20 protein-coding genes are annotated in these 21,217 nt (G+C 66.0%); 8 read left to right on the top strand and 12 right to left on the bottom strand.

From position 1 onward, the window contains the following. Positions 1 to 107: 107 nt before the first annotated feature. The 7 genes from phaZ to QZH52_RS36455 all read right to left on the bottom strand — a co-directional run bounded on the left by phaZ (position 108) and on the right by QZH52_RS36455 (position 6,505). Positions 108 to 941: a poly(3-hydroxyalkanoate) depolymerase gene (gene phaZ, locus QZH52_RS36485; RefSeq protein ID WP_301816186.1), complete on the bottom strand. Its 834-nt coding sequence runs from the start codon at positions 939 to 941 to the stop codon at positions 108 to 110. Positions 942 to 945: 4 nt separating this feature from the next. After that, on the bottom strand, positions 946 to 2,631 hold the full coding sequence (locus QZH52_RS36480; protein WP_301816185.1) for an alpha/beta fold hydrolase: 1,686 nt from the start codon (positions 2,629 to 2,631) through the stop codon (positions 946 to 948). Next, positions 2,628 to 3,152 (bottom strand): MaoC family dehydratase, encoded by a 525-nt coding sequence (locus QZH52_RS36475; RefSeq protein ID WP_301816184.1) that lies wholly within the window; start codon positions 3,150 to 3,152, stop codon positions 2,628 to 2,630. The genes QZH52_RS36480 and QZH52_RS36475 overlap by 4 nt, the downstream gene beginning before the upstream one ends. Next, positions 3,133 to 3,504 (bottom strand): Rieske (2Fe-2S) protein, encoded by a 372-nt coding sequence (locus tag QZH52_RS36470; RefSeq protein WP_301816183.1) that lies wholly within the window; start codon positions 3,502 to 3,504, stop codon positions 3,133 to 3,135. The genes QZH52_RS36475 and QZH52_RS36470 overlap by 20 nt, the downstream gene beginning before the upstream one ends. After that, the gene (locus QZH52_RS36465) at positions 3,498 to 4,907 is read right to left on the bottom strand and encodes an MFS transporter (protein ID WP_301816182.1); all 1,410 of its coding nucleotides are present in this window, start codon (positions 4,905 to 4,907) and stop codon (positions 3,498 to 3,500) included. Before QZH52_RS36465 ends, QZH52_RS36470 begins: the two co-directional genes overlap by 7 nt. A 107-nt stretch (positions 4,908 to 5,014) precedes the next feature. Continuing rightward, a complete protein-coding gene (locus tag QZH52_RS36460; protein ID WP_301816181.1) occupies positions 5,015 to 6,070 on the bottom strand; it encodes a beta-keto acid cleavage family enzyme in 1,056 nt (351 codons plus the stop codon). Positions 6,071 to 6,118: 48 nt separating this feature from the next. Continuing rightward, positions 6,119 to 6,505: a carboxymuconolactone decarboxylase family protein gene (locus tag QZH52_RS36455; protein ID WP_301816180.1), complete on the bottom strand. Its 387-nt coding sequence runs from the start codon at positions 6,503 to 6,505 to the stop codon at positions 6,119 to 6,121. A 140-nt stretch (positions 6,506 to 6,645) separates the two neighbouring features. Here QZH52_RS36455 and QZH52_RS36450 point away from each other — a divergent pair, with 140 nt between their 5' ends. Continuing rightward, complete coding sequence (locus QZH52_RS36450) at positions 6,646 to 7,671, top strand: AraC family transcriptional regulator (RefSeq protein WP_301816179.1); 1,026 nt, start codon at positions 6,646 to 6,648, stop codon at positions 7,669 to 7,671. Between the two features lie 255 nt (positions 7,672 to 7,926). Here QZH52_RS36450 and QZH52_RS36445 read toward each other — a convergent pair whose 3' ends face one another. Genes QZH52_RS36445 through QZH52_RS36435 form a run of 3 tightly spaced genes read right to left on the bottom strand, consistent with a single transcriptional unit; the run spans position 7,927 to position 11,512 of the window. Next, positions 7,927 to 8,694: an SDR family NAD(P)-dependent oxidoreductase gene (locus QZH52_RS36445; RefSeq protein WP_301816178.1), complete on the bottom strand. Its 768-nt coding sequence runs from the start codon at positions 8,692 to 8,694 to the stop codon at positions 7,927 to 7,929. Next, entirely contained in the window at positions 8,691 to 9,968 is a 1,278-nt protein-coding gene (locus QZH52_RS36440) for an MFS transporter (protein WP_301816177.1), read from the bottom strand. Before QZH52_RS36440 ends, QZH52_RS36445 begins: the two co-directional genes overlap by 4 nt. Beyond that, the gene (locus tag QZH52_RS36435; protein WP_301816176.1) at positions 9,965 to 11,512 is read right to left on the bottom strand and encodes a GMC oxidoreductase; all 1,548 of its coding nucleotides are present in this window, start codon (positions 11,510 to 11,512) and stop codon (positions 9,965 to 9,967) included. The genes QZH52_RS36440 and QZH52_RS36435 overlap by 4 nt, the downstream gene beginning before the upstream one ends. A 239-nt stretch (positions 11,513 to 11,751) precedes the next feature. Between QZH52_RS36435 and QZH52_RS36430 the strand changes: the two genes are divergently transcribed. Further along, complete coding sequence (locus QZH52_RS36430; RefSeq protein WP_301816175.1) at positions 11,752 to 13,341, top strand: glycoside hydrolase family 15 protein; 1,590 nt, start codon at positions 11,752 to 11,754, stop codon at positions 13,339 to 13,341. Then, positions 13,338 to 14,294: an aldose 1-epimerase family protein gene (locus QZH52_RS36425; RefSeq protein ID WP_301816174.1), complete on the top strand. Its 957-nt coding sequence runs from the start codon at positions 13,338 to 13,340 to the stop codon at positions 14,292 to 14,294. The genes QZH52_RS36430 and QZH52_RS36425 overlap by 4 nt, the downstream gene beginning before the upstream one ends. Before the next feature lie 65 nt (positions 14,295 to 14,359). Here the strand turns inward: QZH52_RS36425 and QZH52_RS36420 are convergent, their stop codons facing one another. Continuing rightward, positions 14,360 to 14,524, bottom strand: a complete 165-nt coding sequence (locus QZH52_RS36420; protein ID WP_301816173.1) for an FmdB family zinc ribbon protein — start codon at positions 14,522 to 14,524, stop codon at positions 14,360 to 14,362. Between the two features lie 231 nt (positions 14,525 to 14,755). Here QZH52_RS36420 and QZH52_RS36415 point away from each other — a divergent pair, with 231 nt between their 5' ends. Next, positions 14,756 to 15,388: a LysE family translocator gene (locus QZH52_RS36415; protein ID WP_301816172.1), complete on the top strand. Its 633-nt coding sequence runs from the start codon at positions 14,756 to 14,758 to the stop codon at positions 15,386 to 15,388. Positions 15,389 to 15,398: 10 nt separating this feature from the next. Here the strand turns inward: QZH52_RS36415 and QZH52_RS36410 are convergent, their stop codons facing one another. After that, a complete protein-coding gene (locus QZH52_RS36410; protein ID WP_301816171.1) occupies positions 15,399 to 15,674 on the bottom strand; it encodes a hypothetical protein in 276 nt (91 codons plus the stop codon). A 208-nt stretch (positions 15,675 to 15,882) separates the two neighbouring features. Here QZH52_RS36410 and QZH52_RS36405 point away from each other — a divergent pair, with 208 nt between their 5' ends. From QZH52_RS36405 to QZH52_RS36390, 4 genes are read left to right on the top strand one after another with little or no spacing between them, the layout of a single operon-like run. Then, the gene (locus tag QZH52_RS36405; RefSeq protein ID WP_301816170.1) at positions 15,883 to 17,700 is read left to right on the top strand and encodes an FAD-dependent oxidoreductase; all 1,818 of its coding nucleotides are present in this window, start codon (positions 15,883 to 15,885) and stop codon (positions 17,698 to 17,700) included. Further along, positions 17,697 to 19,538 (top strand): 2-oxoacid:acceptor oxidoreductase subunit alpha, encoded by a 1,842-nt coding sequence (locus QZH52_RS36400; RefSeq protein WP_301816169.1) that lies wholly within the window; start codon positions 17,697 to 17,699, stop codon positions 19,536 to 19,538. Before QZH52_RS36405 ends, QZH52_RS36400 begins: the two co-directional genes overlap by 4 nt. Further along, complete coding sequence (locus QZH52_RS36395) at positions 19,535 to 20,590, top strand: 2-oxoacid:ferredoxin oxidoreductase subunit beta (RefSeq protein WP_301816168.1); 1,056 nt, start codon at positions 19,535 to 19,537, stop codon at positions 20,588 to 20,590. Before QZH52_RS36400 ends, QZH52_RS36395 begins: the two co-directional genes overlap by 4 nt. 44 nt (positions 20,591 to 20,634) lie before the next feature. Then, positions 20,635 to 21,072 carry a CBS domain-containing protein gene (locus tag QZH52_RS36390; RefSeq protein ID WP_286507046.1) on the top strand — a complete coding sequence of 146 codons (438 nt, stop codon included), beginning with the start codon at positions 20,635 to 20,637 and terminating at the stop codon, positions 21,070 to 21,072. Positions 21,073 to 21,217 lie beyond the last annotated feature (145 nt).

Here is a 21,217-nt window from a genome sequence, read left to right as displayed (position 1 = left end):
AAACGCCCGGTGGGCAGACCTCACGGCGCGACGTTGACCGGAATCGCGACCGCATCGTGTCGTGATGTCTTGAGATCCGACGACGTCATTCATTGATCAGCATCTCCCTAGGCCGGCATTACGTGTGCGGCCATGAAACGCTCGACGCGCCGCGCCGTTTCGGCCGGCTTCGTCAGCACGAACAGATGGCCGCAATCGACCGTCTGCAGCGTCGCGCGAGACACGCGGGACGCAATGATCCTTCCATTGACCAACGGCACGATGGGGTCGTCGGCGCCCATCAGCACCAGCGTCGGCAGCTTGACGCGGTGCAGCCGGTGCCAGCTGGTCCATCCCCACACGGCGAGTAACTGGTACAGATAGCCGCGATGGCTGGGGCCGCGCATTGCGGCCGCGTGCAGCTGCAGCAGGTCGCGGTCTTGCCGCAGCACGCCTCCGTAGAGCCGTCCACCGATCTGCATCAGATAGCCCGGGTCGAGGTAGCGCCGTGGACTGAGAAGTTTCAGCAGCACAGCCGGTTGGCCGGGCACCATCATGAAGCCTGCCGTCGTGGCCGCGAGCGTCAGCGTCCTGCAGCGCTTCGAGTGCCGCAGCGCGAACTCCTGCGCCGCCGCGCCACCCCACGAGACGCCAAACACATCGACAGAACTCAGCCCGAGATGGTCCAGCAGTGCCGCCGCGAGATCGGCCACCGTGCGCAGCCGGTACGGCAACAGGGGTGCAGGCGACGCGCCGACGCCCGGGACGTCGAAGGCGATGACGCGCGTGTTCTCAAACGCGTCGGCAAATTCGGCGGCAGTCTCGACGCTGGCGCCAATGCCGTTGAACAACAACAGGACGCGCGCAGCCCCAAGTGAGCCGCCCTCGCCGTAGCGGATGACCTGACCGTCCAGAGTGACGCAGTGGGTGCGCTCAGGCGTGACAGCGTTGTCTTTGGCCACGCGGTCAGCCCTCATGCATCACGTAGGTGCCGGGCGCGTCGCACAGCGCCGGATAGCGCTTCGACCCAGGCTGGCGCGCAGCGCGCCTCTCGGCATCCGATCGCCCCGCCAGCCACGCTGCCAAGTGCGGCCACCAAGTGCCTTCACGGGCCGTCCCGCCCTGTTCGAAGGCCTCCGGTGTGTCATGCGAGCCGCCATTCGTGACGAACGACGACTTCTTGTTGCCCTGCGGATTGACGATCGACTGCACGTGGCCGCTCGAACTGAGCACGAACTCGCTCTTGCCGCCGAGCATTGCGCGCGTGCGGTAACAGCCCTGCCAGGGCGTGATGTGGTCGGTGCTGCCGCCCACGATGTAGGCATCACAGGTCACATCGCGAAGGTCTAGCTTCTGCCCGGCGATCGTCAGGGAACCGGGCTGCGCGAGCGCGTTGGATTTGAGCAGCGCCAGGAAATCGGCATGCAGGCGCGCCGGCAGGCCCGTGGTGTCCGAGTTCCAGTAGAGCACGTCGAAAGCCGGAGCCTTCTCGCCGAGCAGGTAGTTGTTGACCCAGTAGTTGAAGATCAGCTCGTTAGGCCGCAGCCACGCGAACACCTTGGCCAAGTCCTTGCCCTTGAGCACGCCGCGCGCACCGCTCAGGGTGCGCGCAATGTCCAGCGTCTCCAGGTTCACGAATAGGCCCATTGAGCTGTCGGAGATGGTGTCGATGTCCAGGACCGACACCAGCAGCGTCAGGCTGCGCGCCCAGTTGCTGCCTTTGGTGGCCAGGTAGGCCAGTAGTGCAGCCGAAGTGATGCCGCCCGAGCATGCGCCGAGCAAGTGCACCTGTGGCGCGCGCGCGATGTCGCGCGTCACGCGCATCGCATCCTCGAGCGCAAGCACGTAGGACTGCAGCCCCCAGTTGGCCTGCTCGGCGGTCGGGTTGCGCCAACTGACCATGAAGACCTGGAAACCCTGCTGCACAAGGAACTCGACCAGACTGCGTCCGGGTGCGAGATCCCAGACGTAGTACTTGTTGATCTGCGGCGGCACGATGAAGAGTGGTGTGCCGTGCACATTTGGCGTCTGCGGCCGGTACTGGATGAGTTCGAGCTGTTCGCTGCGGAACACGACATCGCCGGGTGTTGTCGCCAGGTTCTCGCCAACCTTGAACTTCGAGACATCCACCGACGCCGGCAGCCCGCCGTTGTGGCGCCAATCCTCGAGCAGCTGCGCCGCTCCGCGCATCAAGCTGGCGCCCCCGGTATCGAGCGTACGCCTGAGCGCGGCTGGATTGCCAAGCAGCGTGTTAGTCGGCGCCAGCGTATCTGCCACCATGCCAAGCACCATCCTCGCCCGCGCCTCGTCGGATGCGGAAAGGCCGAGCTCGCCGACCAGGCGTTGCGTCTCGCGGCAGAGCGCGAGATGCCCCTGCATCAGTTGCCTGTAAGACCCATTGTCGCGCCAAGCTGGATCGTCGAAGCGGCGGTCGCGCGCCGCAGGTTCGACCGAAGAGCGGGCGAACGCCACCTGCGCCAGTTCGCTGGCAGCGCGGCCGACGGCGCCGATGGTCTTGGCGGGCTGCATGATCGCCGCAGTGGCCATCGCCCGCAGCGATTCGCTCAGTCGCACAGGCGTACGCTCGAGTCCGACGTTGACCAACGGCGCTTGGGCGTCCGTTGTCTTGGAGGAGAAGGCGATGTTGTTCATGCCATCACCATGCCCATCGACTCGGCCACCAGCACCGGCCGCTCAGGTGCGCCCTGGACGAAGGCGGTATTGCTGCAACGGACGAGTATGCGGCCCGGGCCCTTCGACTCGACTTCGACCAGCGCGACTTGCACGACAACGCGCGAGCCCGCCGGCACTGGTGCCAGGAATCGAACCTTGTCGAAGCCGTAGTTCAGCACGTTGGCGGCGTCACGGGGGTATACGCCGAGCTCGAACTGGGCGGTGGGGATGAGTGACAGCAGCAGCATTCCATGTGCGATCGTGCCGCCGAATGGTGCTTGCGCTCGAGCGCGCTCCACATCGACGTGGATCCACTGGTCGTCGCCCGTGCATTGGGCGAAGTGGTCGATACGTTGCTGGTTGAGCAGCGCAGGGGTCGAACAGCCGAAGTCATGACCGAGATGGTCATGCAAGGTGTCGACACGATGATTGGAAGGAATGGTCATCCGAGGCTCCGGGTGGATGAGGTTGAGAGAGGTGTCAGCGGGCAGTTGCGCCAAGGTCGACTTCGACGCGGCCCTCGTGCACGCGGACCGGGTAGATGCGCATGGCGAAGCCGCCGCCGCGGGCGTAGCCGGTAACGAGGTCGAAGCGCAAGCCGTGAGCCGGACATCTGATCGTGGCGCCTTCGAGCTCCCCGCTCGCGAGCGATGCGCCGGCATGCGGGCAGCTGTCGGCGATTGCGTACACGGCGCCCTGGATACGGAACAGGGCAATCTCGTGCCCGCCGTGGCGTGCGAAGCAGCGGCCTCCAGCGGCCAGGTCCTGGTCCCCAAGCACATCGGTCCACCGTGGGCAACCGTCAGCGGAGGGCGATGGGTCGGGGGCGCTGGGATGATCTGAAATCAGCATGTTGGTGTCCTCGTTGCGCGATTGCGCGCCACGTCCCGCTCATAGCTGCGCGAGGCCAGAACGAAGAGAACAGCCGATGCCAGCGCCAGCACGGGCGTCAGCGTCAGCGCAATCTTCAGGCCGAAGAGATCGGAGAGCACCCCGACGATGATCGGGCCCGGTGCCAGGCCGAGCAGGTTGTTGGCCAGGGTCGCCGTCGCCGTGACCGTCGCACGCACGCCAGGATGGGTGACATCGCAGGCAAGGGCGACGGAGCAGCCGCCCTGCGCGGCCGCGAACAAGGCGCCCAGGAAGATCAGGCCCAGACTCAGTGGACCGGTCGGGAGCGCAAACGCGGCGATAAGGACCACAGCCGTGAGCACCGAATAGAGCGCCGGCACAAGGGCCCGAAGCCGCGGTTGATGGGCGCTCAACCGGTCCGCCATGCCACCGCCGAAGATCATGCCGAGGCCTGACACCAGCACTGCGACGCCAGTCATCAGGGCCGCCTTCTTCACGTCCATCCCATGGAAGCGAACGAAGTAGGTCGGCAGCCAAGCAATCAGCATCGCGGGCATCGCCATCTGCAGGCCGCTCGCGAGGTAGGCGAAGTTGCCGGAGCGGGCAGCGAACACTTCGCGAGCGATGCGTGCGACATGGAGTTGGCCGGGGGCCGCGTGACCCTGGCCCTCGGGCGTCAGTGGGACTGTCTTGTAATCGCGTACGACGAAGGGGTAGATCAGGGCGAGCAGCAGGCCCGGCGCACCCACGGCGAAGAAGGCTGTGCGCCACCCTGATTGGGCGACGACAGCGCCCCCGAGGACCACGCCGAGCACCGAACCGAACAAGCCCGCGGACAGGAAGGCGCCCATCACTGCGGCACGCTGCCTGGCGGGAAACACATGCGCCAGCAGAGCGGCCCCTGCGGCCCCGTACGCCGCCTCGCCAAGACCCACGAAGGCCCGCGCCCAGAGCAACTGACCGTAGCTTTGCGCCAGGCCACAGGCGATGGTCGCCAGGCACCACACGAAAGCCATCAGCGTGATGCTCTTGACGCGACCCCAGCGATCGGCGGCTAGTGAAATCGGCACTACCAATAGGCCGACCACCAGCGAGACCACGCTCACGAGCATGCCTAGCTGCGAGTCCAGCAGACCCCACTCGGCCCTGAGGGCCGGCATCACTGCGCCGATGACCTGCCGCGACAGGTAGTCGGACAACATCAGGCCGAAAGTGAGCGCGAAGACCGACCACGCATAGATGCGCGATCCACCGGCGAGGTCTCTCGATGGCGCAGGGGCTGCGCCCGCCGACAGGGAAGGATTCATGGCGTTTGTCTCTTGTCTCTTTTTGGTGTGCAGCTTCCGGCTGCAGTTCTCTTTCGCCGCGCAGAGCGCGCGCGCAGATGGGGGTCGCAGGCCCACTAGTGCTTATCGATGCGCCCGGCGCGGCGGTAGCCGGCGTGCGCCGATCGGATAGGCGCGCCGCGGTCGGCTGCGCGTCACCATCGGACGGCAGCCGGCGCGCGGCTTCAGGCCGCGACGCGCAACGGCACGCCGCGCTGACCATGCGCGCGGTTCGGCGGCAGGCCCAGTTTCGCCAGCGTTTCGTCAGTGTTGCGGTAGGTCTCGCCGAGCTTGTAGATGCGTCGTGCCTCGTCGCCGCTGGCGACATCGCGGTTCAGCTCGCGCGCGACTCGCACCATCATCTCGATCTGCTGCACGGAGGTCATGCGTTCCCCGCGCGGGCCGAACAACGTGTCCTCGATGCCAACGCGCACATGCATGCCGAGTGCGATGGCCATCGTGTTCATAGGATAGATATGACGGTTCAGGGTCTCGAGCGTGAGCACCGCGCCGTCGGGCGTGCGGCGCACGAACTCCATCATGTCTGCCGGATTCAACCCGGCGAAGCCGCCGCCAATCGCCACGTAGTTGAGGATCAGCGGCCCGGTGTACGCGCCGCGGCGAATGAGTCGCTCCACCGTCTCGAGCTGGGTCACGTTGCCGAGCATGAAATGCGGCTGGATTCCGCTGGCCGTGAGGCGCTTCAGGTGCTCGACATGCCACGACGGATTCGATGGCACGATCATGTCGGTGTAGGCTGCCTGCACGGCCGGGTTGCTGAGCGAGGTGCCAGCGACGTCGGCCTCGGTCATCAGCTCCATCACATTCATCTGGCTGGTGTTGATCGCGATCGTCACCTGGTCGGGGCGCGGGTTCAGATCGGCGAGCATGTGGCGCGTGTCGTCCGTCATCCACTTGGCGGCCTGGCCGTCATCCTCGGGGGCGAAGGAGATGGAGCCGCCGACCTGCAGGATCATCTTGGGCACGGCTTCCCGCAGGCGCGCCAGCATCTCGTTGAACTTGGACAGGCGCTTGCTGCCCTTGCCGTCTTCTTCACGCACGTGCACGTGCAGCACGGTGGCGCCGGCGTTCCAACAGTCAACTGCCTTTTGGATCTGATCGTCCATCGTGATGGCGATGTCGTCGGAATCGCCTGCGGCCCATTGGGGCCCATAGGGCGCGACTTGGATGACCAGGGGTTGCTGGTTTTCGGGGAGCAGGGAGTCGTCGAGGAATTGCATGATCTGTGTCCTTGAGGTTAGGAAAAATGGAGTGGCTGGAGGGGCGGCTCAGCGCGCCGAAGCTGACGCCAGTTCGTCGAGCAGGATGGGGGCACCGATGCTCATGGAATGGATGCCGAGCACACTCACGCACTGCAGCACGGCGGTAATCTCTTCCTTGGTGGCGCCGAGTTCCAGCGCCTTGCGGATGTGGCGGCGCACGCCCGGCCCATACATGTGGGTGCACGAGGCGTCGACGGCGATGGCAAGGAATTCGACTGTCTTCGCGTCCAGGACGCCCGACAGCATCGGCGCCATGGCCATCGACATGAATTTCTCGGTCCATGCAGAGTCGAGTTCGGCAAAGGGTTCCCAGTTGGGATTCCAGTTGCCGGTGCTGCGCAAGCGGTCGCAGACCGGCGTCGATGATGAAGATTGGGCGATGTCGTGATCCATGGTCGTGTCTCCTGAAAGTGGTCCTGCTGTTGGCTTGCCAGTTGCGGCTGGTTGGTGGAGTGATTGTTCCGACCTGGGGATTTGCCGATTGACCAGCGGTGCCACGCGTTTAACCTACGAGGACACCGAGGGCAAACCCCATGTCGAATCTCATTCGCAGCGCCAGCCTGACCAACTACCCCGAAGTAGCGCGGGCCGCGGGACTCGACCCGGTCGCCCTGCTGGCGGAGGTGGGACTAAGTCCAGCCTGCCTCCATGATCCTGACCTGCGGATTCCCAGTGATGCGGTTCGGGCCCTGTTCGAGGCATCGGCGATCGCCAGCGGGCTGGACAATTTCGGCCTGCGCATGGCCGAGACGCGGCAGCTATCGAACCTTGGCGCCGTGGCGTTGATGGCGCGCGAGGAACCCACGGTTCGGCGCTTCGTGCGGGCGATGACGCGCTATAGCCACGTGCTGAACGAGTCGCTATTTCTGAAGCTCGAGGAGAGCAACGGCATTGCTGTGCTTCGCGAAGAGTTTCTCGTTCGCCATCACGGATCTTCGCGGCAAGCGACGGAACTTCTGGTCGGCGTGACGTTTCGCAGCTTGAAGTTCTTCCTCGGGCCAACTTGGAACCCACTGCGGGTCTGCTTCGTGCACGCACCACCGCGCGATCCGAGTGTGCACCACCGCATCTTCGGCTACGCCGTCGAGTTCGGACAGGATTTCAACGGGCTTGTCTGCACCACGCGTGACATGGACGCACCGAATCCGATGGCCGACCCAGTGATGGCGCGCTATGCGCGGTTGACTCTGGAAGCCGCTGCCGACTCGGGTCCCGTGAGCACGGTCGACAGCGTGCGCCACATCTTGCTCGTGCTGCTTCCTTCGGGCCAGGGCTCGATCGAGCAAGTGGCTCAGCACCTCGGCGTCCACAAGCGCACCGTTCATCGGCTTTTGTTGCGCGAGGGCACGACTTTTTCCGACGTGGTGAACACCATCCGGCGCGAGCTGGCCGCGCAGTACGTCGATGACGGAACGCGGCCGCTGTCGCAAGTTGCCGAACTCCTGGGGTTCTCGGCGCTGAGCGCCTTCTCGCGCTGGTACAAGCAACAGTTTGGCGAGGTCGCGGGGCAGCGTCGGCGCGTGGCCCGCGGTACCGAACGACTGGCTCGTGGTCCATAGGCTCGAGGTGCGTAGAGCAGTATTTGAGCCCTGGCTTGTAGCGCTCGCTCAAAGGGATCGTCCCGTCACCTTATGGGGCAGTGTCAGCTTTCGGGTCCGCCAGATTTGCCCTATCAAAGTCTCTTCTGGGCCCGAAGCCGTCCTCCGGCCTGTTTGATTCGAGGCCTGAAAGCTGCCGTCGGCGACGAGACTACGTTGAGTGCAGATCGGGCCAGGCGCTTCCCGGTGTCATCTGGAGTTCTCCGGTGCGACTCATCACAGTCCAGGACTGCTTTGCATGATCCCGCCGTCCACGAAAATCGTGGTGGCCGTCAGGTAGCTCGCACCGTCGCTCGCGAGGAACGCCACGACGCTCGCGATTTCCTCCGAACGAGCCATGCGGCCCAACGGAATGGCCGAGTTCAGTTTCTTCAGCAATACCGGATCGTTCATGGTCGACAGGTTGATCGGCGTGGCCACGGCGCCAGGGCCGACGCCGACGACGAGGATGTTGTGCGGCGCCAGCTCGACGCCCGCCGTGCGCGTGAGCATGCGAATGCCGCCCTTCGAAAGGCAGTAGGCCGCGTTGCCCGGCATCGGCCAGTCCTCGTGCACGGAACTGACGTTGATGATGCGCCCGCCGCCCCCCTGCTTGATCATCTGCTGCGCGGCGAACTGGGTGCCGAAGAACGCGCTCTTGAGATTGATGGCGAGCACCTTGTCGTAATCCGCCTCGCTCGTGTCGAGCACGGAGGTGCGAGTCTCGACCCCTGCGTTGTTGACCATGACGTCGACCCGGCGGAACCTCTTGACGGCAGTGGCGATCAGCCTTTGCAGGTCGGCTACCTTGCTCACGTCGGCTTGCACGCCGATCGCCTGGTCTCCCAAGGCAAGGACCTGCCTCTCCGTCGCTTCCGTTGCTTCGGGATGCACGACATAGTCGATGACAACGTTGGCGCCTTGCCTGGCGAGCTCCAGCACGATGGCGAGACCGATGCCGCTGTTCCCGCCGGTGACGATGGCGACTTTGTCCTTCAGGTTCATGGTTGATCTCCTCGATGAGTGACGGTTGAAGTCCGGGTCGGACTTTGAATCGGCGCGCGCGCTGCTTCCGTGACCAGTCGCGCAGGGCGGCGGGCGATGAGCGCGGCAAGCACGACCAGCGCCAGCGCGACGCCGGTGGTCGCTCCATAGATCGTGCCCAAGCTCAATCCCAACCGTGACTCCAGAGGGCCGACGCCAAAGGCCGCGATACCGTAGCCGATCTGGTAGGACGCGATCAATCCACCGGCCATCGATGCTGCGATGGCCTTGAGTTCCGCCTGACCGAAGCTGATGGCCAGCGGCAGCAACGCCGAACAACCGAAGCCCGCGAGCGCAAAGGCCGGGATGCCGAAGAGCGGCTGGCTCGGCTGCAGGAAGGCAAGGACGACGAAGCCAGCGGCCACGAGCAACGGCAGGACCTGGAAGACGGCGCGCTCGGGCAACCATTTCCCGACGAGGGCAAAGAGGACGCGCCCTGCCGTCACCATGCCCCAGAACACGGTGAGGGCGAGCGAGGACTGCGTCGCACTTGCGCCCAGTTCCTTCGTCATGTAGAGCGAAGCCCAGTTGCCGTTCATCGTTTCGCAGACACCGTACAAGAGCGCGAATCCGGCGAACACCCAGAACCGAAAAGGAAGCTTCGTCCGCCCGCCCATGACGGCGGCGCCGTCCGCCTGCGCATCCGGACCGAGCGGCAAGCGCGCACTGAACAGGAGCAACCCCAGGGTCAGCGCGCCAGCCAGCACCGGAAGTCCCCACCAGAAGCCCAGACCGACGAACACCGCGACAAGAATTGGCGCCAGCGCAGTGCCTGACCCCAGCAGGGCGTTCAGCGCCAACACGGCCTTGTCCACTTTCTGAGGAAAGAAGGCGGCGGCGAAGGTGTTGAGCGTCGGCACCGTGAAACCGAAACCGACGCCGAGGCAGCCGGTGGCGACGAGCAGGACCACGTAGGCAAGCGCGTGCTCGCTCATCGCGAACCGGCTCAGAACGAGCAGCGCCATCGACGCCAGATTCGCAACGAGTCCGATCAAGAAGATGCGCTTGGCGCCGAGGCGTCGTGCCAAGCCGGCGCCCAGCAGGGAGGATACGATGGCTGTCACCGCCTGGGGCACGAACATTCCGCCGTATTCCGTTCTCGACAAACCGTAGCCCGTGGCGCTGGTGAGAACGACGCCCGCCGCCGGAAACGTGACCAACGCCACGCCCTGAATCAAGCCGGCACCGTACACGGCCGCGACTTCTTTGCGCCGTGCGAGCGGGTAATTTGTCATTGGATGCGGTGCAGCAGATGCTCGCCGACGCGCAAGGCGTTCGCGATGGCGGTCAGCGACGGATTCACCGCCCCGATGCTTGGGAAAAAGCTCGTGTCCACGACGTACAGGTTGTCGAGCTCGTGCGCCTTGCAGTTGACGTCGAGGACGGAAGTTGCCGGGTCGATGCCAAACCGGCAGGTGCCGGACTGGTGAGCGACGCCGGCGATCGGAATGTGCTTTCCCATGTAGAGGTTGTTCGGGATGAGGTGAGGATGCATGTCCATGTGCTCGAGCATCGACTGCAATTTCCTTTGCAGGCGATTGATCGGCTCCACGTTCGTAAACTGGTAGTGGAGTTGGATCTCACCGCCAGAATTCACGGAGACGCGATTCTGCGGAAGCGGCAAGTCTTCGCTCGTGAGCCAGAAATCCACCGCGTGTCGGGCCATCTGATCCAACGTGAAGCCGGGCGCGAACCGTGGCGCATCTTCCTTGAACATCGGTCCCTGGGACTTGCCGAGCATCTGGATATTGCCGAGCGGAAATTCGTAGTCCGTCGCACCGAAATAGAAATCGTTGATCGTGAGCGTCTTCTGGAACTCGGTCGGGTTCTCGTGCCGGGAAAGGGCGACCAGCGCGACCGCGTTGTGAAACATGAAGTGGCGACCCACCATGTCCGAACCGTTCGCCAGCCCGCGCGGATGTTTTTGATTCGCCGACATGAGCAACAGCCGTGCGGAATTGGCCGCCCCGCAGGACACGACGATGAGGCTTCCGGTGTACTCCTCGCGCTGCCCATCGCAATGCACGATCACCTTGGTGACCGTGCGTCCGCTGGCGTCCGTTTCGAGGCGCTGGACATGCGCGTCTCTCCTCAGCGTCACGTTCGGGTACTGCAACGCGGGCCGCACGGCGATGACTTCAGCGTCCGCCTTGGCGTGGACGAGGCAGGGGTAGCCGTCGCAGGAATTGCAGCGTATGCACTGGCTATGCGGACGGTCCGCCTCGTCCAGCAGGATGCCGGTCGGCGCGTACGCCGGCCGATAACCCGCACGCTTCAGGCCATCGGCGATCTCCTGCACACGCGGCTCGTGGCTCACGGGGGGAAATGCGTAGGGTGCGCTGGCCGGCGGATCGGTGGGATCATCGCCCCGCTGACCATGGACGTGGTAGAGCGCTTCTGCCTGCGTGTAGTAAGGTTCGAATTCGTCGTACCGAATCGGCCAGTCGGGCGTCGAGCCGTCGGCAGTGCTGTGCGCCGTGAAATCCCTCTCACGCAAGCGAAACATCGCAGCGCCGAACATCTTGGTCGCGCCGCCGACGAAGTAGTGGACGCCCGGCTGGAACGGCTTGCCGTCCGAGTCGTACCACGTGTCCTTCGACACGTAGCGGTTCTTCACGAAGACCTCGGTCGGATCCCAGTTCTGCTTTTCGCGCGGCAGATAGTCGCCGCGTTCGAGGATGAGAATTCGCTTGCCGGAAGGGGCCAGCTTGAGGGCGAGCGTGCCGCCGCCGGCCCCGCTGCCGATGATGATGAAATCGTAGTGATCATCGCTGCGCATTAGGTTCCCCCGTGGGTAAAGCCTTGACTGCAGGAGTGGGCACCTCTTCCGCGGCCGATACTGTCGGAAATCGTTACGTTGGTAACTGGGCAATGTCAACGCAGCACAGGCGAGGCCAGTCGCCTCCAAAATCGGGCCTAGCTCCAGCTCGCTGCTCACCCGGCCAGACGGACCCAGCAACGCCACCGCGGTTTCAAGCCTGAATCCGCCTCGGCGCCGACTGCCCCACGGGAGGTCGAATGGCTCTTCGAATCGAGGACTACGGACTCATCGGCGATATGCACACTGCAGCATTGGTCGGGATCGATGGGTCGATCGACTGGTTGTGCCTGCCGCGCTTCGACTCTCCCGCATGTTTCGCGAACCTGCTCGGCACCGAGGAAAACGGTCGATGGCGCATCGCTCCGACCGTAGACGCCCTCGCCACGACGCGACGGTATCGGCCTTCGACGCTCGTTCTCGAAACCGAGTTCGAGACGGCCGTCGTACCGATCACGTCGCAGGACCGTTGTCTCGAAGCCGACTTCTCGGTGAACGAGGGCGAGCGCGTTTGCTTTGTTCTCTCAGGGTACCTCTCCTGGGAAGAGGCGCCGCCACCCATCAATGCTCTCGATGCCGTGGCCGAGACTGAGGCGTGGTGGCGCGCCTGGTCGGGTCGGTCGACGTACAAAGGTGCGTGGAAGGACGAGGTCGAACGCTCCCTCATCACGCTCAAGGCGCTCACCTACGCACCCACTGGCGGGCTGGTGGCTGCGCCCACCACGTCCCTGCCCGAGTTCCTTGGCGGCGTGCGCAACTGGGACTACCGGTACTGTTGGATACGAGACGCAGCGCTCGCGCTGGACGCGCTCATGTCTGCAGGCTATGTCGAGGAAGCGACGCAATGGCGCGACTGGGTGATCCGCGCCGTTGCGGGCGACCCCGATGACCTGCAGATCATGTACGGGATCGCAGGAGAGCGCCGCCTCGACGAGTACGAACTCGGCTGGCTGGCGGGCTACGAGGGGTCCGCCCCCGTGCGGGTCGGAAACGCTGCCTCGGGGCAACTGCAGCTTGACGTCTATGGCGAGTTGGCCGATGCGATCTACCGCGCGCGTCGGCTCGGCATGACTGCTGTCGCCGCAGCGCTGGATCCCACCCAAAGCTTCGTTCTGTGGCTTGAGCGCCATTGGCGCGAACCCGACGATGGCATTTGGGAGGTTCGGGGGCCCCGACGTCAGTTCGTTCACTCGAAGGTGATGGCCTGGGTCGCCGCCGATCGCGTCGTGAAGATGTTGCAAGAGTCGGGCTACAAGGGCGCGATGGACGAATTGCTACGGATGCGGGACGACATCCACGAGGAGGTGTGCCGCAATGGCTTCGACGCCGAGAGGAACACGTTCACCCAGTACTACGGATCCACGCAGCTCGATGCGGCGTTGCTGCTGATCCCCCAGGTCGGATTCCTGCCGGCGACCGATCCGCGCGTGGCCGGCACGGTCGAGGCGATCCAACGCGAGCTCGTGCACGACGGGTTCGTGATGCGGTACATCCCGGACAAGGACGCGGCCGACGGATTGCCCCCGGGCGAAGGCGCGTTCCTCGCCTGCAGCTTCTGGCTCGTCAACGACTTGGCCATGCTCGGCAGACTCGAGGAGGCCCAGGCGCTTTTCGACCGGCTGCTCTCGCTCCGAAACGATCTCGGACTCTTCGCCGAGGAATACGACCAGGCGCACCAGCGACTGATCGGCAACTTCCCCCAGGCGTTCACTCACCTGACGTTCATCGCCAGCGCCGTGGCTCTCTCGGAAGCTGCTGATTTGCGGCGGTCCACCGCACGGAATCGATGAGCTCGGTCAACGCGGTTTCGCCACCCTCGGGCGCGCAATACGAGATCCGTCACGGCTCGCAGCGCGCCATCGTGACCGAAGTGGGCGCGACGCTGCGCCACTACTCGGTGGAAGACGCGGACATCATCGATGGATTCGGAGTGGAGGAGTGGTCGCCCAGCGGCCGCGGTCAGGTGCTGGCTCCCTGGCCGAACCGCCTCGACCGCGGGCAGTACCGGTTCGAAGGTCGAACCGGCCAAGCGGCGCTCGACGAGCCCGAGTTGCAGAATGCGATCCATGGGCTGGTGCGATGGCTCCCATGGCGGAGTGCATCGAAGTCAGCCGGTGAAGTTGCGTTGACCTGCGCGCTCCACCCACAGCCGGGGTATCCGTGGCGGCTCGACCTGGAAGTCCGGTATCGGCTCGACGTGACAGGCCTGACGGTCTCCTTTCTGGCGCGGAATGCCTCGAGCGTCCCCGCGCCCTTCGGGATCGGCTTCCATCCCTACCTGACGGCGGGCGCCGCCATCGATGACGCGGTCCTGCGGGTCCCGGCGAACCGATGCCTGGTGATGGACGACCGCGGGCTTCCGGTCGGAGACGAGCCGGTCGCCGGATCGGACCGGGATTTCACCGAGCCGCGGTCGGTCGGCTCGATGCGGCTGGATACTGGCTACACGGACCTCGTGCGAGGGGCCGACGGCCTCGCGCGTGCATCCGTGGCGAGCCCCGACAAAGGCCGGCGTGTCAGCCTCTGGGCCGATTCGTTGTTCCGATACCTCATGGTGTACACGGGCGACACCATCGAGAATGTGGCGCGTCGACGACGCGCCATTGCGATCGAGCCAATGACGTGCCCGCCGAATGCTCTTCGCTCAGGGATCGGCCTATTGAAGTTGGAGCCCGGGCAACACGTCGAGGGCCGGTGGGGGGTGGTGCCGGATTGGGCCGCAATTGGCACGTTGACACCTTAGTATTGGGCGCCACGCGGCAGGAGGTCGGCGAGGCAAGGGGCCGCCCGATAGCAAACCCCGGTGACCTAACTCTTCTTGGAGGTCTTCGCAAAGAACTGCGTCGGCTGGTGCTGAACGGACTCACTGGCGCACTTCGGGCAACGCAGGCGAACAGTCTCATGCTCAGCGACGTGTTCGATGTGCTCGAAAACCTCGCCGCACTTTGCGCAACGATATTGGTACGTAGGCATGGCACTTCTCCACCCATGAGCGGGGGTTGGGCAAGCTATATGCGGGCAGCGCCCGCTCCTGGCGCCTCATCCTACGACGATGGCGCTTCCGTGGACACACTTTTTCGGGACGTGGTGGAGGTCCCAACAGGCATGCGCCAGGTCCGCTCCTCGGCCGTCAGCGGAGGCGTTTCCGATGACCCGACCGAACCGGTGTATCGTCCTCTCCCGCCCACGCTGCCCCGCCCCGCGATGAACGCCGCCACCCTCGCCGTCTTTGCCCTGGTCGCCCTGGTGGCCATCGCCACTCCCGGCCCGACCGTGTTGCTGGCCCTCGCCAACGGCTCGCGCCACGGCGTGCGCCGGTCCCTGTCCGGCATGTTCGGTGCCGTGGTCTCGGACTTCGTGCTGGTGGGCGCGGTGGCGCTCGGCCTGGGCGCCCTGCTCGCCGCTTCCGAGTTCTGGTTTTCGGTCGTCAAGTGGGTCGGTGCCGCCTACCTCGCCTGGCTCGGCCTTCGGCTGCTGCGCTCCAAGGGCGGCCTGGACCTGTCGCAACTCGAAGAGCGCCGGGGCCAGGTGAGCACTCGGCGGATCTTCGCGCGCTCCTTCCTGGTCGCCGTGACCAATCCCAAGGGCTACCTGTTCTGCTCCGCGCTGCTGCCGCAGTTCATCGATGCATCGGCCCCGCAATGGCCCCAGTACGCCGCCATCGCCCTGGTTTTCGCCGGCCTCGACTTCCTCGTGATGCTGGGCTATGCGATGGTCGGCGCACGCGCCGTGCGGCTGCTGCGCCAGCGCGCGGTGCTCTGGCTGGACCGTTCCTGCGGCGCGGCGCTGCTGGCGCTGGCCGGATCGCTGGCCTTCTATCGGCGCGCCAGTTCCTGAGGACCGCGGCTCAATGCCGCAGGATCGAAGGGATGTCGGAGTGGTCCAGCAGTTCTTCCAGCGCGGTCACGGCGCGCTGGAATTCGTCTTCGTCGACCCCCCGCGCCTGCAGCCAGCCGTGCACGAAACCGCGGAACGCCGCCTTGAAGCTGTCGTCGGCCATCCCGTGCGCGGCGAGCAGGGCAATCCCGATCACCTGGAACGTGGCCAGGCCGCGGGTGGCCTCGCTGTAGTTCTCCTCGAAACTCCGGGCCAGTCGTTCGCTGGCGGCGCCGTTCGAATTCATGGTGGGTGTGCCCCTGGTTGGCGGGTGCCATCTCGGCCGGCAAAATCTTGCGCCATCGGGACGGGTTTGTGAACTGTCTGTTCGGGTAAGCGCCTCTGCCCTTTGGTGAGGGATTCCACCAAGGCATGGCCCGGTCCGCCGCGGCGCATACTGGGGGCAGACCCGCGCCGATCCCACCAGGCCGCGGGCGGCAGCCAGGAGACACGCCTTGCAGCGAACCGACATTGCCAACCCGGCCTATTTCCACAAGGTCGTCGATTGCCAGTACGCCTGTCCGGCGCACACCCCCGTCCCCGAATACATCCGCTTGATCGCGCAACGCCGCTACGGCGATGCCTACATGATCAACTGGGTTTCCAACGTGTTCCCGGGCATCCTCGGACGGACCTGCGACCGGCCGTGCGAACCCGCCTGCCGGCGGGCTCGGGTCGAGGAGAGCAACGCCCAGGCGCCCGAGCCGGTGGCCATCTGCCGGCTCAAGCGGGTGGCGGCCGACATGAAGGAGGACGTCCGCTCGCGGATGCCGACGGTGGCGCCCCGCAACGGCAAGCGCATCGCCTGCGTCGGCGCCGGGCCAGCCTCGCTCACCGTCGCCCGCGACCTCGCGCCGCTGGGCTACGAAGTCACGGTGTTCGACGGCGAGGCCAAGGCCGGAGGCTTCATCCGGACGCAGATTCCGCGCTTCCGGCTGCCGGAATCGGTCATCGACGAAGAGACCGGCTACATCCTCGACCTCGGCGTCGAGTTTCGTTCCGGCGAGCGCATCGAGTCGATGAAGGCGCTGATGGCGCAGGGCTGGGACGCGATCTTCGTCGGCTGCGGTGCGCCGCGCGGGCGCGACCTGCAGGTGCCCGGCCGCCAGGAAGCGGCCGCCAGCATCCACATCGGCATCGACTGGCTCAATTCGGTTTCATTCGGCCACGTGACTCACATCGGCCGGCGCGTGATCGTGCTCGGCGGCGGCAACACCGCGATGGACTGCTGCCGCTCGGCCCGCCGCCTCGGCGGCACCGACGTCAAGGTCATCGTGCGCAGCGGCTTCGACGAAATGAAGGCCTCGCCCTGGGAAAAGGAAGACGCCCAGCACGAGGGCATCCCGATCCTCAACTTCCACGTGCCCAAGGCCTTCGTCCACGAAGGCGGCAAGCTGCTGGGCATGCGCTTCGAGATCGTCCGGGCGGAGTACGACGACCAGGGCCGCCGCACGCTGGTGCCCACCGGCGAGCCCGAGGCCTTCATCGAATGCGACGAGGTGCTGGTGGCGGTGGGCCAGGAAAACGCCTTCCCCTGGATCGAGCGCGACTGCGGCCTCGCCTTCGACAAGTGGGGCCTGCCCCGGCTCGACGAGAACACCTTCCAGTCGTCGGTGCCGAACGTTTTCTTCGGCGGCGATGCGGCCTTCGGCCCCAAGAACATCATCACCGCCGTGGCCCATGGCCACGAGGCGGCGGTGTCGATCGACCGGCTGCTGCACGGCGAGGCGGTGTATGTCCGACCGGCGCCGATGACCAACCTGGTGTCGCAGAAGATGGGCATCCACGAGTGGAGCTACGACAACGACACCTCCAACGACCTGCGCTACAAGGTGCCCTGGGCCAAGGCCGAGGCCGCGCTGGCCAGCATCCGGGTCGAGGTCGAGCTGGGCTTCGATTCCGCCACCGCCTTCAAGGAGGCCGAGCGCTGCCTCAACTGCGATGTGCAGACCGTGTTCACCGAGTCCGCCTGCATCGAATGCGATGCCTGCGTCGACATCTGCCCGATGGACTGCATCAGCTTCACGGTCAACGGCGAGGAGAGCGAGCTCCGGCCCCGGCTCAAGGCGCCCGCGCTCAATCTCGCGCAGGACCTGTACGTGTCCGGCGGGCTCAAGACCGGCCGGGTGATGGTCAAGGACGAAGACGTCTGCCTGCACTGCGGCCTGTGCGCCGAGCGCTGCCCCACGGGGGCCTGGGACATGCAGAAGTTCCTGCTCAAGATGACGCCGGCCGGCCCGCAGGCACGCGCCGCACGGGAGGTTGTGGCATGAGCCGTATCGAAGCGGTCAACGATTTCGTCATCAAGTTCGCCAACGTCAACGGCTCCGGCTCGGCCTCGGCCAACGAACTGTTCGCCAAGGCCATCCTGCGCATGGGCGTGCCGGTGAGTCCGCGCAACATCTTCCCGAGCAACATCCAGGGCCTGCCGACCTGGTACGAGGTGCGCGTCACCGAGAAAGGCCACCTGGGGCGGCGCGGCGGCACCGACATGATGGTGGCGATGAACCCGCAGACCTGGGACGCCGACGTCGCCGAGCTCGAGCCCGGCGGCTACCTGTTCTACGACAGCACGCGGCCGCTGCCGCCGTCGAAGTTCCGCGACGACATCCGGGTCATCGGCATGCCGCTGACCGAGATCTGCAACGCGGTCTACCACGACCCGCGGCAGCGCCAGCTGTTCAAGAACATCGTCTACGTGGGCGCGCTGGCGATCCTGCTGGGGATCGAGCCCGAAGTGGTCGAGAAGCTGTTCGGCGAGCAGTACAAGGGCAAGGAGAAGCTGCTGGCCTCCAACGTGCAGGCGCTGCACCTGGGCTGCGACTTCGCGCGCGAGAACCTGCGCGAGCCGGTGGGCCTGCAGGTGCGGCGGGCCGACCGGGTGGGCAACCGGATCTTCGTCGACGGCAACAGCGCCGCGGCACTGGGCTGCGTGTATGGCGGCGCCACGGTGGCGGCCTGGTACCCGATCACGCCGTCGTCTTCGGTGGCGGAAGCCTTCCAGAAGTACTGCGCCAAGTTCCGGGTCGACCCGGCGACCGGGCAGAACCGCTTCGCGATCGTGCAGGCCGAGGACGAGATCGCCTCCATCGGCATGGTGGTCGGCGCCGGCTGGAACGGCGCACGCGCCTTCACCGCGACCTCGGGGCCGGGCGTCTCGCTGATGACCGAGTTCATCGGCCTGGCTTACTTCGCGGAGATTCCCGTCACCCTGATCAACGTGCAGCGCGGCGGGCCCTCCACCGGCATGCCCACGCGCACACAGCAGGCCGACATCCTCTCGTGCGCCTACGCCTCGCACGGCGACACCAAGCACGTGCTGCTGTTCCCCGAAGACCCGCACGAGTGCTTCGAGCACGCGGCGGCGGCCCTCGACCTGGCCGACCGGCTGCAGACGCCCGTGTTCGTCATGACCGACCTCGACATCGGCATGAACCAGCGCCTGTGCGCGCCCTTCGCTTGGGACGACAGCCGCGACTACGACCGCGGCAAGGTCATGACCGCCGAGGAACTCGAGGCCGGCCGCGACTTCGGCCGCTACAAGGACGTCGACGGCGATGGCATCCCCTGGCGCACCTTGCCCGGCACGCACCCGAGCAAGGGCAGCTTCTTCACCCGCGGCACGACCCGCGATGCCTATGCCCGCTATTCGGAGCGCGGCCCCGACTACGTCTACAACGTGGAGCGGCTGCTGAAGAAGTTCGCGACCGCCGCCGCCCTGGTGCCGCAGCCGGTGCTGCGGCCGGCGGCCCGCCCGACCGAGTTCGGCGTGATCTATTTCGGCTCGACCAGCCCGGCCATGGAAGAGGCGCTGGAGGCGCTCACCGAACGCGGCATCCACCTCGACGCCCTGCGGCTGCGCGCCTTTCCGTTCCCGGAAAGCGTGGTGCAGTTCCTGGCCCGGCACACGCGGGTGTTCGTGGTCGAGCAGAACCGCGACGCCCAGATGCGCAGCCTGCTGGTCAACGAACTCGAGATCGATCCGGCGCGCCTGGTCAAGGTGCTGCACTTCGACGGCACGCCGATCACGGCGCGCTTCATCGTCGAAGCCATCGGCGCCCATGTCGGGGCGCCCGCGCCCCGCGCCACCGACACCCAGGAAACTGCATGACCTACCTCGCCAAGCCCCGGCTGCATCATCCGACGCTGGCCACCAACAAGGTCGGCTACACCCGGCGCGACTATGAAGGCAAGATCTCGACCCTGTGCGCCGGCTGCGGCCACGACTCGATCTCCGCCGCCATCATCGAGGCCTGCTGGGAGCTCGACATCGAGCCGCACAAGGTCGCCAAGCTTTCGGGCATCGGCTGCAGCTCCAAGACGCCGGACTATTTCCTGGGCGCCTCGCACGGCTTCAACACAGTGCACGGCCGCATGCCCAGCGTGCTGACCGGCGCCAACCTGGCCAACCGCGACCTGCTGTACCTGGGCGTCTCCGGCGACGGCGACTCGGCCTCCATCGGCCTGGGCCAGTTCGCCCACGCCATGCGCCGCGGCGTGCGCATGGCCTACATCGTCGAGAACAACGGAGTCTACGGCCTCACCAAGGGCCAGTTCTCCGCCACCGCCGACCAGGGCTCCAAGAGCAAGAAGGGGGTGGTCAACACCGACAGCCCGGTCGACCTGGTCGCCATGGCGCTGCAGCTCGGCGCCAGCTACGTGGGACGCGGCTTTTCGGGTAACAAGGCGCAACTGGTACCGCTGATCAAGGGGGCGATCAGCCATGGTGGCGCGGCCTTCATCGACGTCATCAGCCCCTGTGTCGCCTTCAACAACCACCCGGGCAGCACCAAGAGCTACGACTACGTGCGCGAGCACAACGAGGCGGTCAGCCGCATCGACTTCATCAGCGCCAGGGACGAGATCACGGTCGACATGGCACCGGGCGAAGCGCTCGACGTGCGCCAGCACGACGGCACCCTGCTGCGGCTGCGCAGCCTGCATGCCGGCTACGACCCCGGCGACCGCTATGCCGCCATGGCCCACATGCAGCGCCACCAGGAGATGGGCGAGGTCGTGACCGGGCTGCTCTACGTCGACCCGCTGGCCACCGACCTGCATACGGCGCTCAACACCAGCGACCACCCGCTCAACGCGCTCGGGTCTGGCCAGCTCTGTCCCGGGGCGAAGGCCCTCGACCGGCTCAACGACTCCTTGCGCTGAGCCGGGACGACAGGCACCATAGCGCTTCCTTCGGAGGGCGGACCATGGCCGAACGCACTGTTTTCCAGTCCATCTCGCGCAAGCACGTGACCAGCCTGGGCCCGCAGGCCAGCGTGCGGGACGCCGCCTGCATCATGACCCGCGCCAATTGCGGCAGCGTGCTCGTCATGGAGCCGCCCGACAAGCTGCTGGGCATCCTGACCGAGCGCGACCTGATGACGCGCGTGCTGGCCAAGGGGCTCGACCCCGAGCACACCACGGCGCGCGAAGTCATGACGCCCAACCCGATCTGCGTGCCGCCCGAGACGCTGGTGTCCGACGCCGTCGTGCTGATGCTGGAGCGCGGCTTTCGCCACCTGCCGCTGGTGTCTGGCACCAAGATCCTCGGCGTCTTTTCGGTGCGCGACGCACTGCCGAGGGAGATCGGCACCGCGCTCAGCCAGGCGGAGTTCAACGAGCAGGTGAACGACGTGCTGGGCTGAGGACAGCGCCGGCGGCTTGCCCGGTTCCGTGACATTTTCGGGGTTCGGGCGCCCGCAACGCGCGATCTTGCGTCCGGCAACCCGCCGATCGGCGGCGGCGGCGTCGACAATCGCGGGATCGCTCCGCCAGAAACCCGCCGGCCAT

Source organism: Variovorax ginsengisoli, from assembly GCF_030486595.1.
In the GTDB taxonomy this organism is placed as follows: domain Bacteria; phylum Pseudomonadota; class Gammaproteobacteria; order Burkholderiales; family Burkholderiaceae_C; genus Variovorax; species Variovorax ginsengisoli_B.
This window is presented reverse-complemented; position numbering and strand designations above follow the sequence as displayed.

Bases quoted from the DNA above. Each gene is read 5' to 3' on its own strand.
- QZH52_RS36480 (WP_301816185.1), bottom strand. From the start codon at position 2,631: ATGAACAACATCGCCTTCTCCTCCAAGACAACGGACGCCCAAGCGCCG.
- QZH52_RS36470 (WP_301816183.1), bottom strand. From the start codon at position 3,504: ATGCTGATTTCAGATCATCCCAGCGCCCCCGACCCATCGCCCTCCGCT.
- QZH52_RS36460 (WP_301816181.1), bottom strand. From the start codon at position 6,070: ATGCAATTCCTCGACGACTCCCTGCTCCCCGAAAACCAGCAACCCCTG.
- QZH52_RS36455 (WP_301816180.1), bottom strand. From the start codon at position 6,505: ATGGATCACGACATCGCCCAATCTTCATCATCGACGCCGGTCTGCGAC.
- QZH52_RS36450 (WP_301816179.1), top strand. From the start codon at position 6,646: ATGTCGAATCTCATTCGCAGCGCCAGCCTGACCAACTACCCCGAAGTA.
- QZH52_RS36445 (WP_301816178.1), bottom strand. From the start codon at position 8,694: ATGAACCTGAAGGACAAAGTCGCCATCGTCACCGGCGGGAACAGCGGC.
- QZH52_RS36440 (WP_301816177.1), bottom strand. From the start codon at position 9,968: ATGACAAATTACCCGCTCGCACGGCGCAAAGAAGTCGCGGCCGTGTAC.
- QZH52_RS36435 (WP_301816176.1), bottom strand. From the start codon at position 11,512: ATGCGCAGCGATGATCACTACGATTTCATCATCATCGGCAGCGGGGCC.
- QZH52_RS36430 (WP_301816175.1), top strand. From the start codon at position 11,752: ATGGCTCTTCGAATCGAGGACTACGGACTCATCGGCGATATGCACACT.
- QZH52_RS36425 (WP_301816174.1), top strand. From the start codon at position 13,338: ATGAGCTCGGTCAACGCGGTTTCGCCACCCTCGGGCGCGCAATACGAG.
- QZH52_RS36420 (WP_301816173.1), bottom strand. From the start codon at position 14,524: ATGCCTACGTACCAATATCGTTGCGCAAAGTGCGGCGAGGTTTTCGAG.
- QZH52_RS36415 (WP_301816172.1), top strand. From the start codon at position 14,756: ATGAACGCCGCCACCCTCGCCGTCTTTGCCCTGGTCGCCCTGGTGGCC.
- QZH52_RS36410 (WP_301816171.1), bottom strand. From the start codon at position 15,674: ATGAATTCGAACGGCGCCGCCAGCGAACGACTGGCCCGGAGTTTCGAG.
- QZH52_RS36400 (WP_301816169.1), top strand. From the start codon at position 17,697: ATGAGCCGTATCGAAGCGGTCAACGATTTCGTCATCAAGTTCGCCAAC.
- QZH52_RS36395 (WP_301816168.1), top strand. From the start codon at position 19,535: ATGACCTACCTCGCCAAGCCCCGGCTGCATCATCCGACGCTGGCCACC.
- QZH52_RS36390 (WP_286507046.1), top strand. From the start codon at position 20,635: ATGGCCGAACGCACTGTTTTCCAGTCCATCTCGCGCAAGCACGTGACC.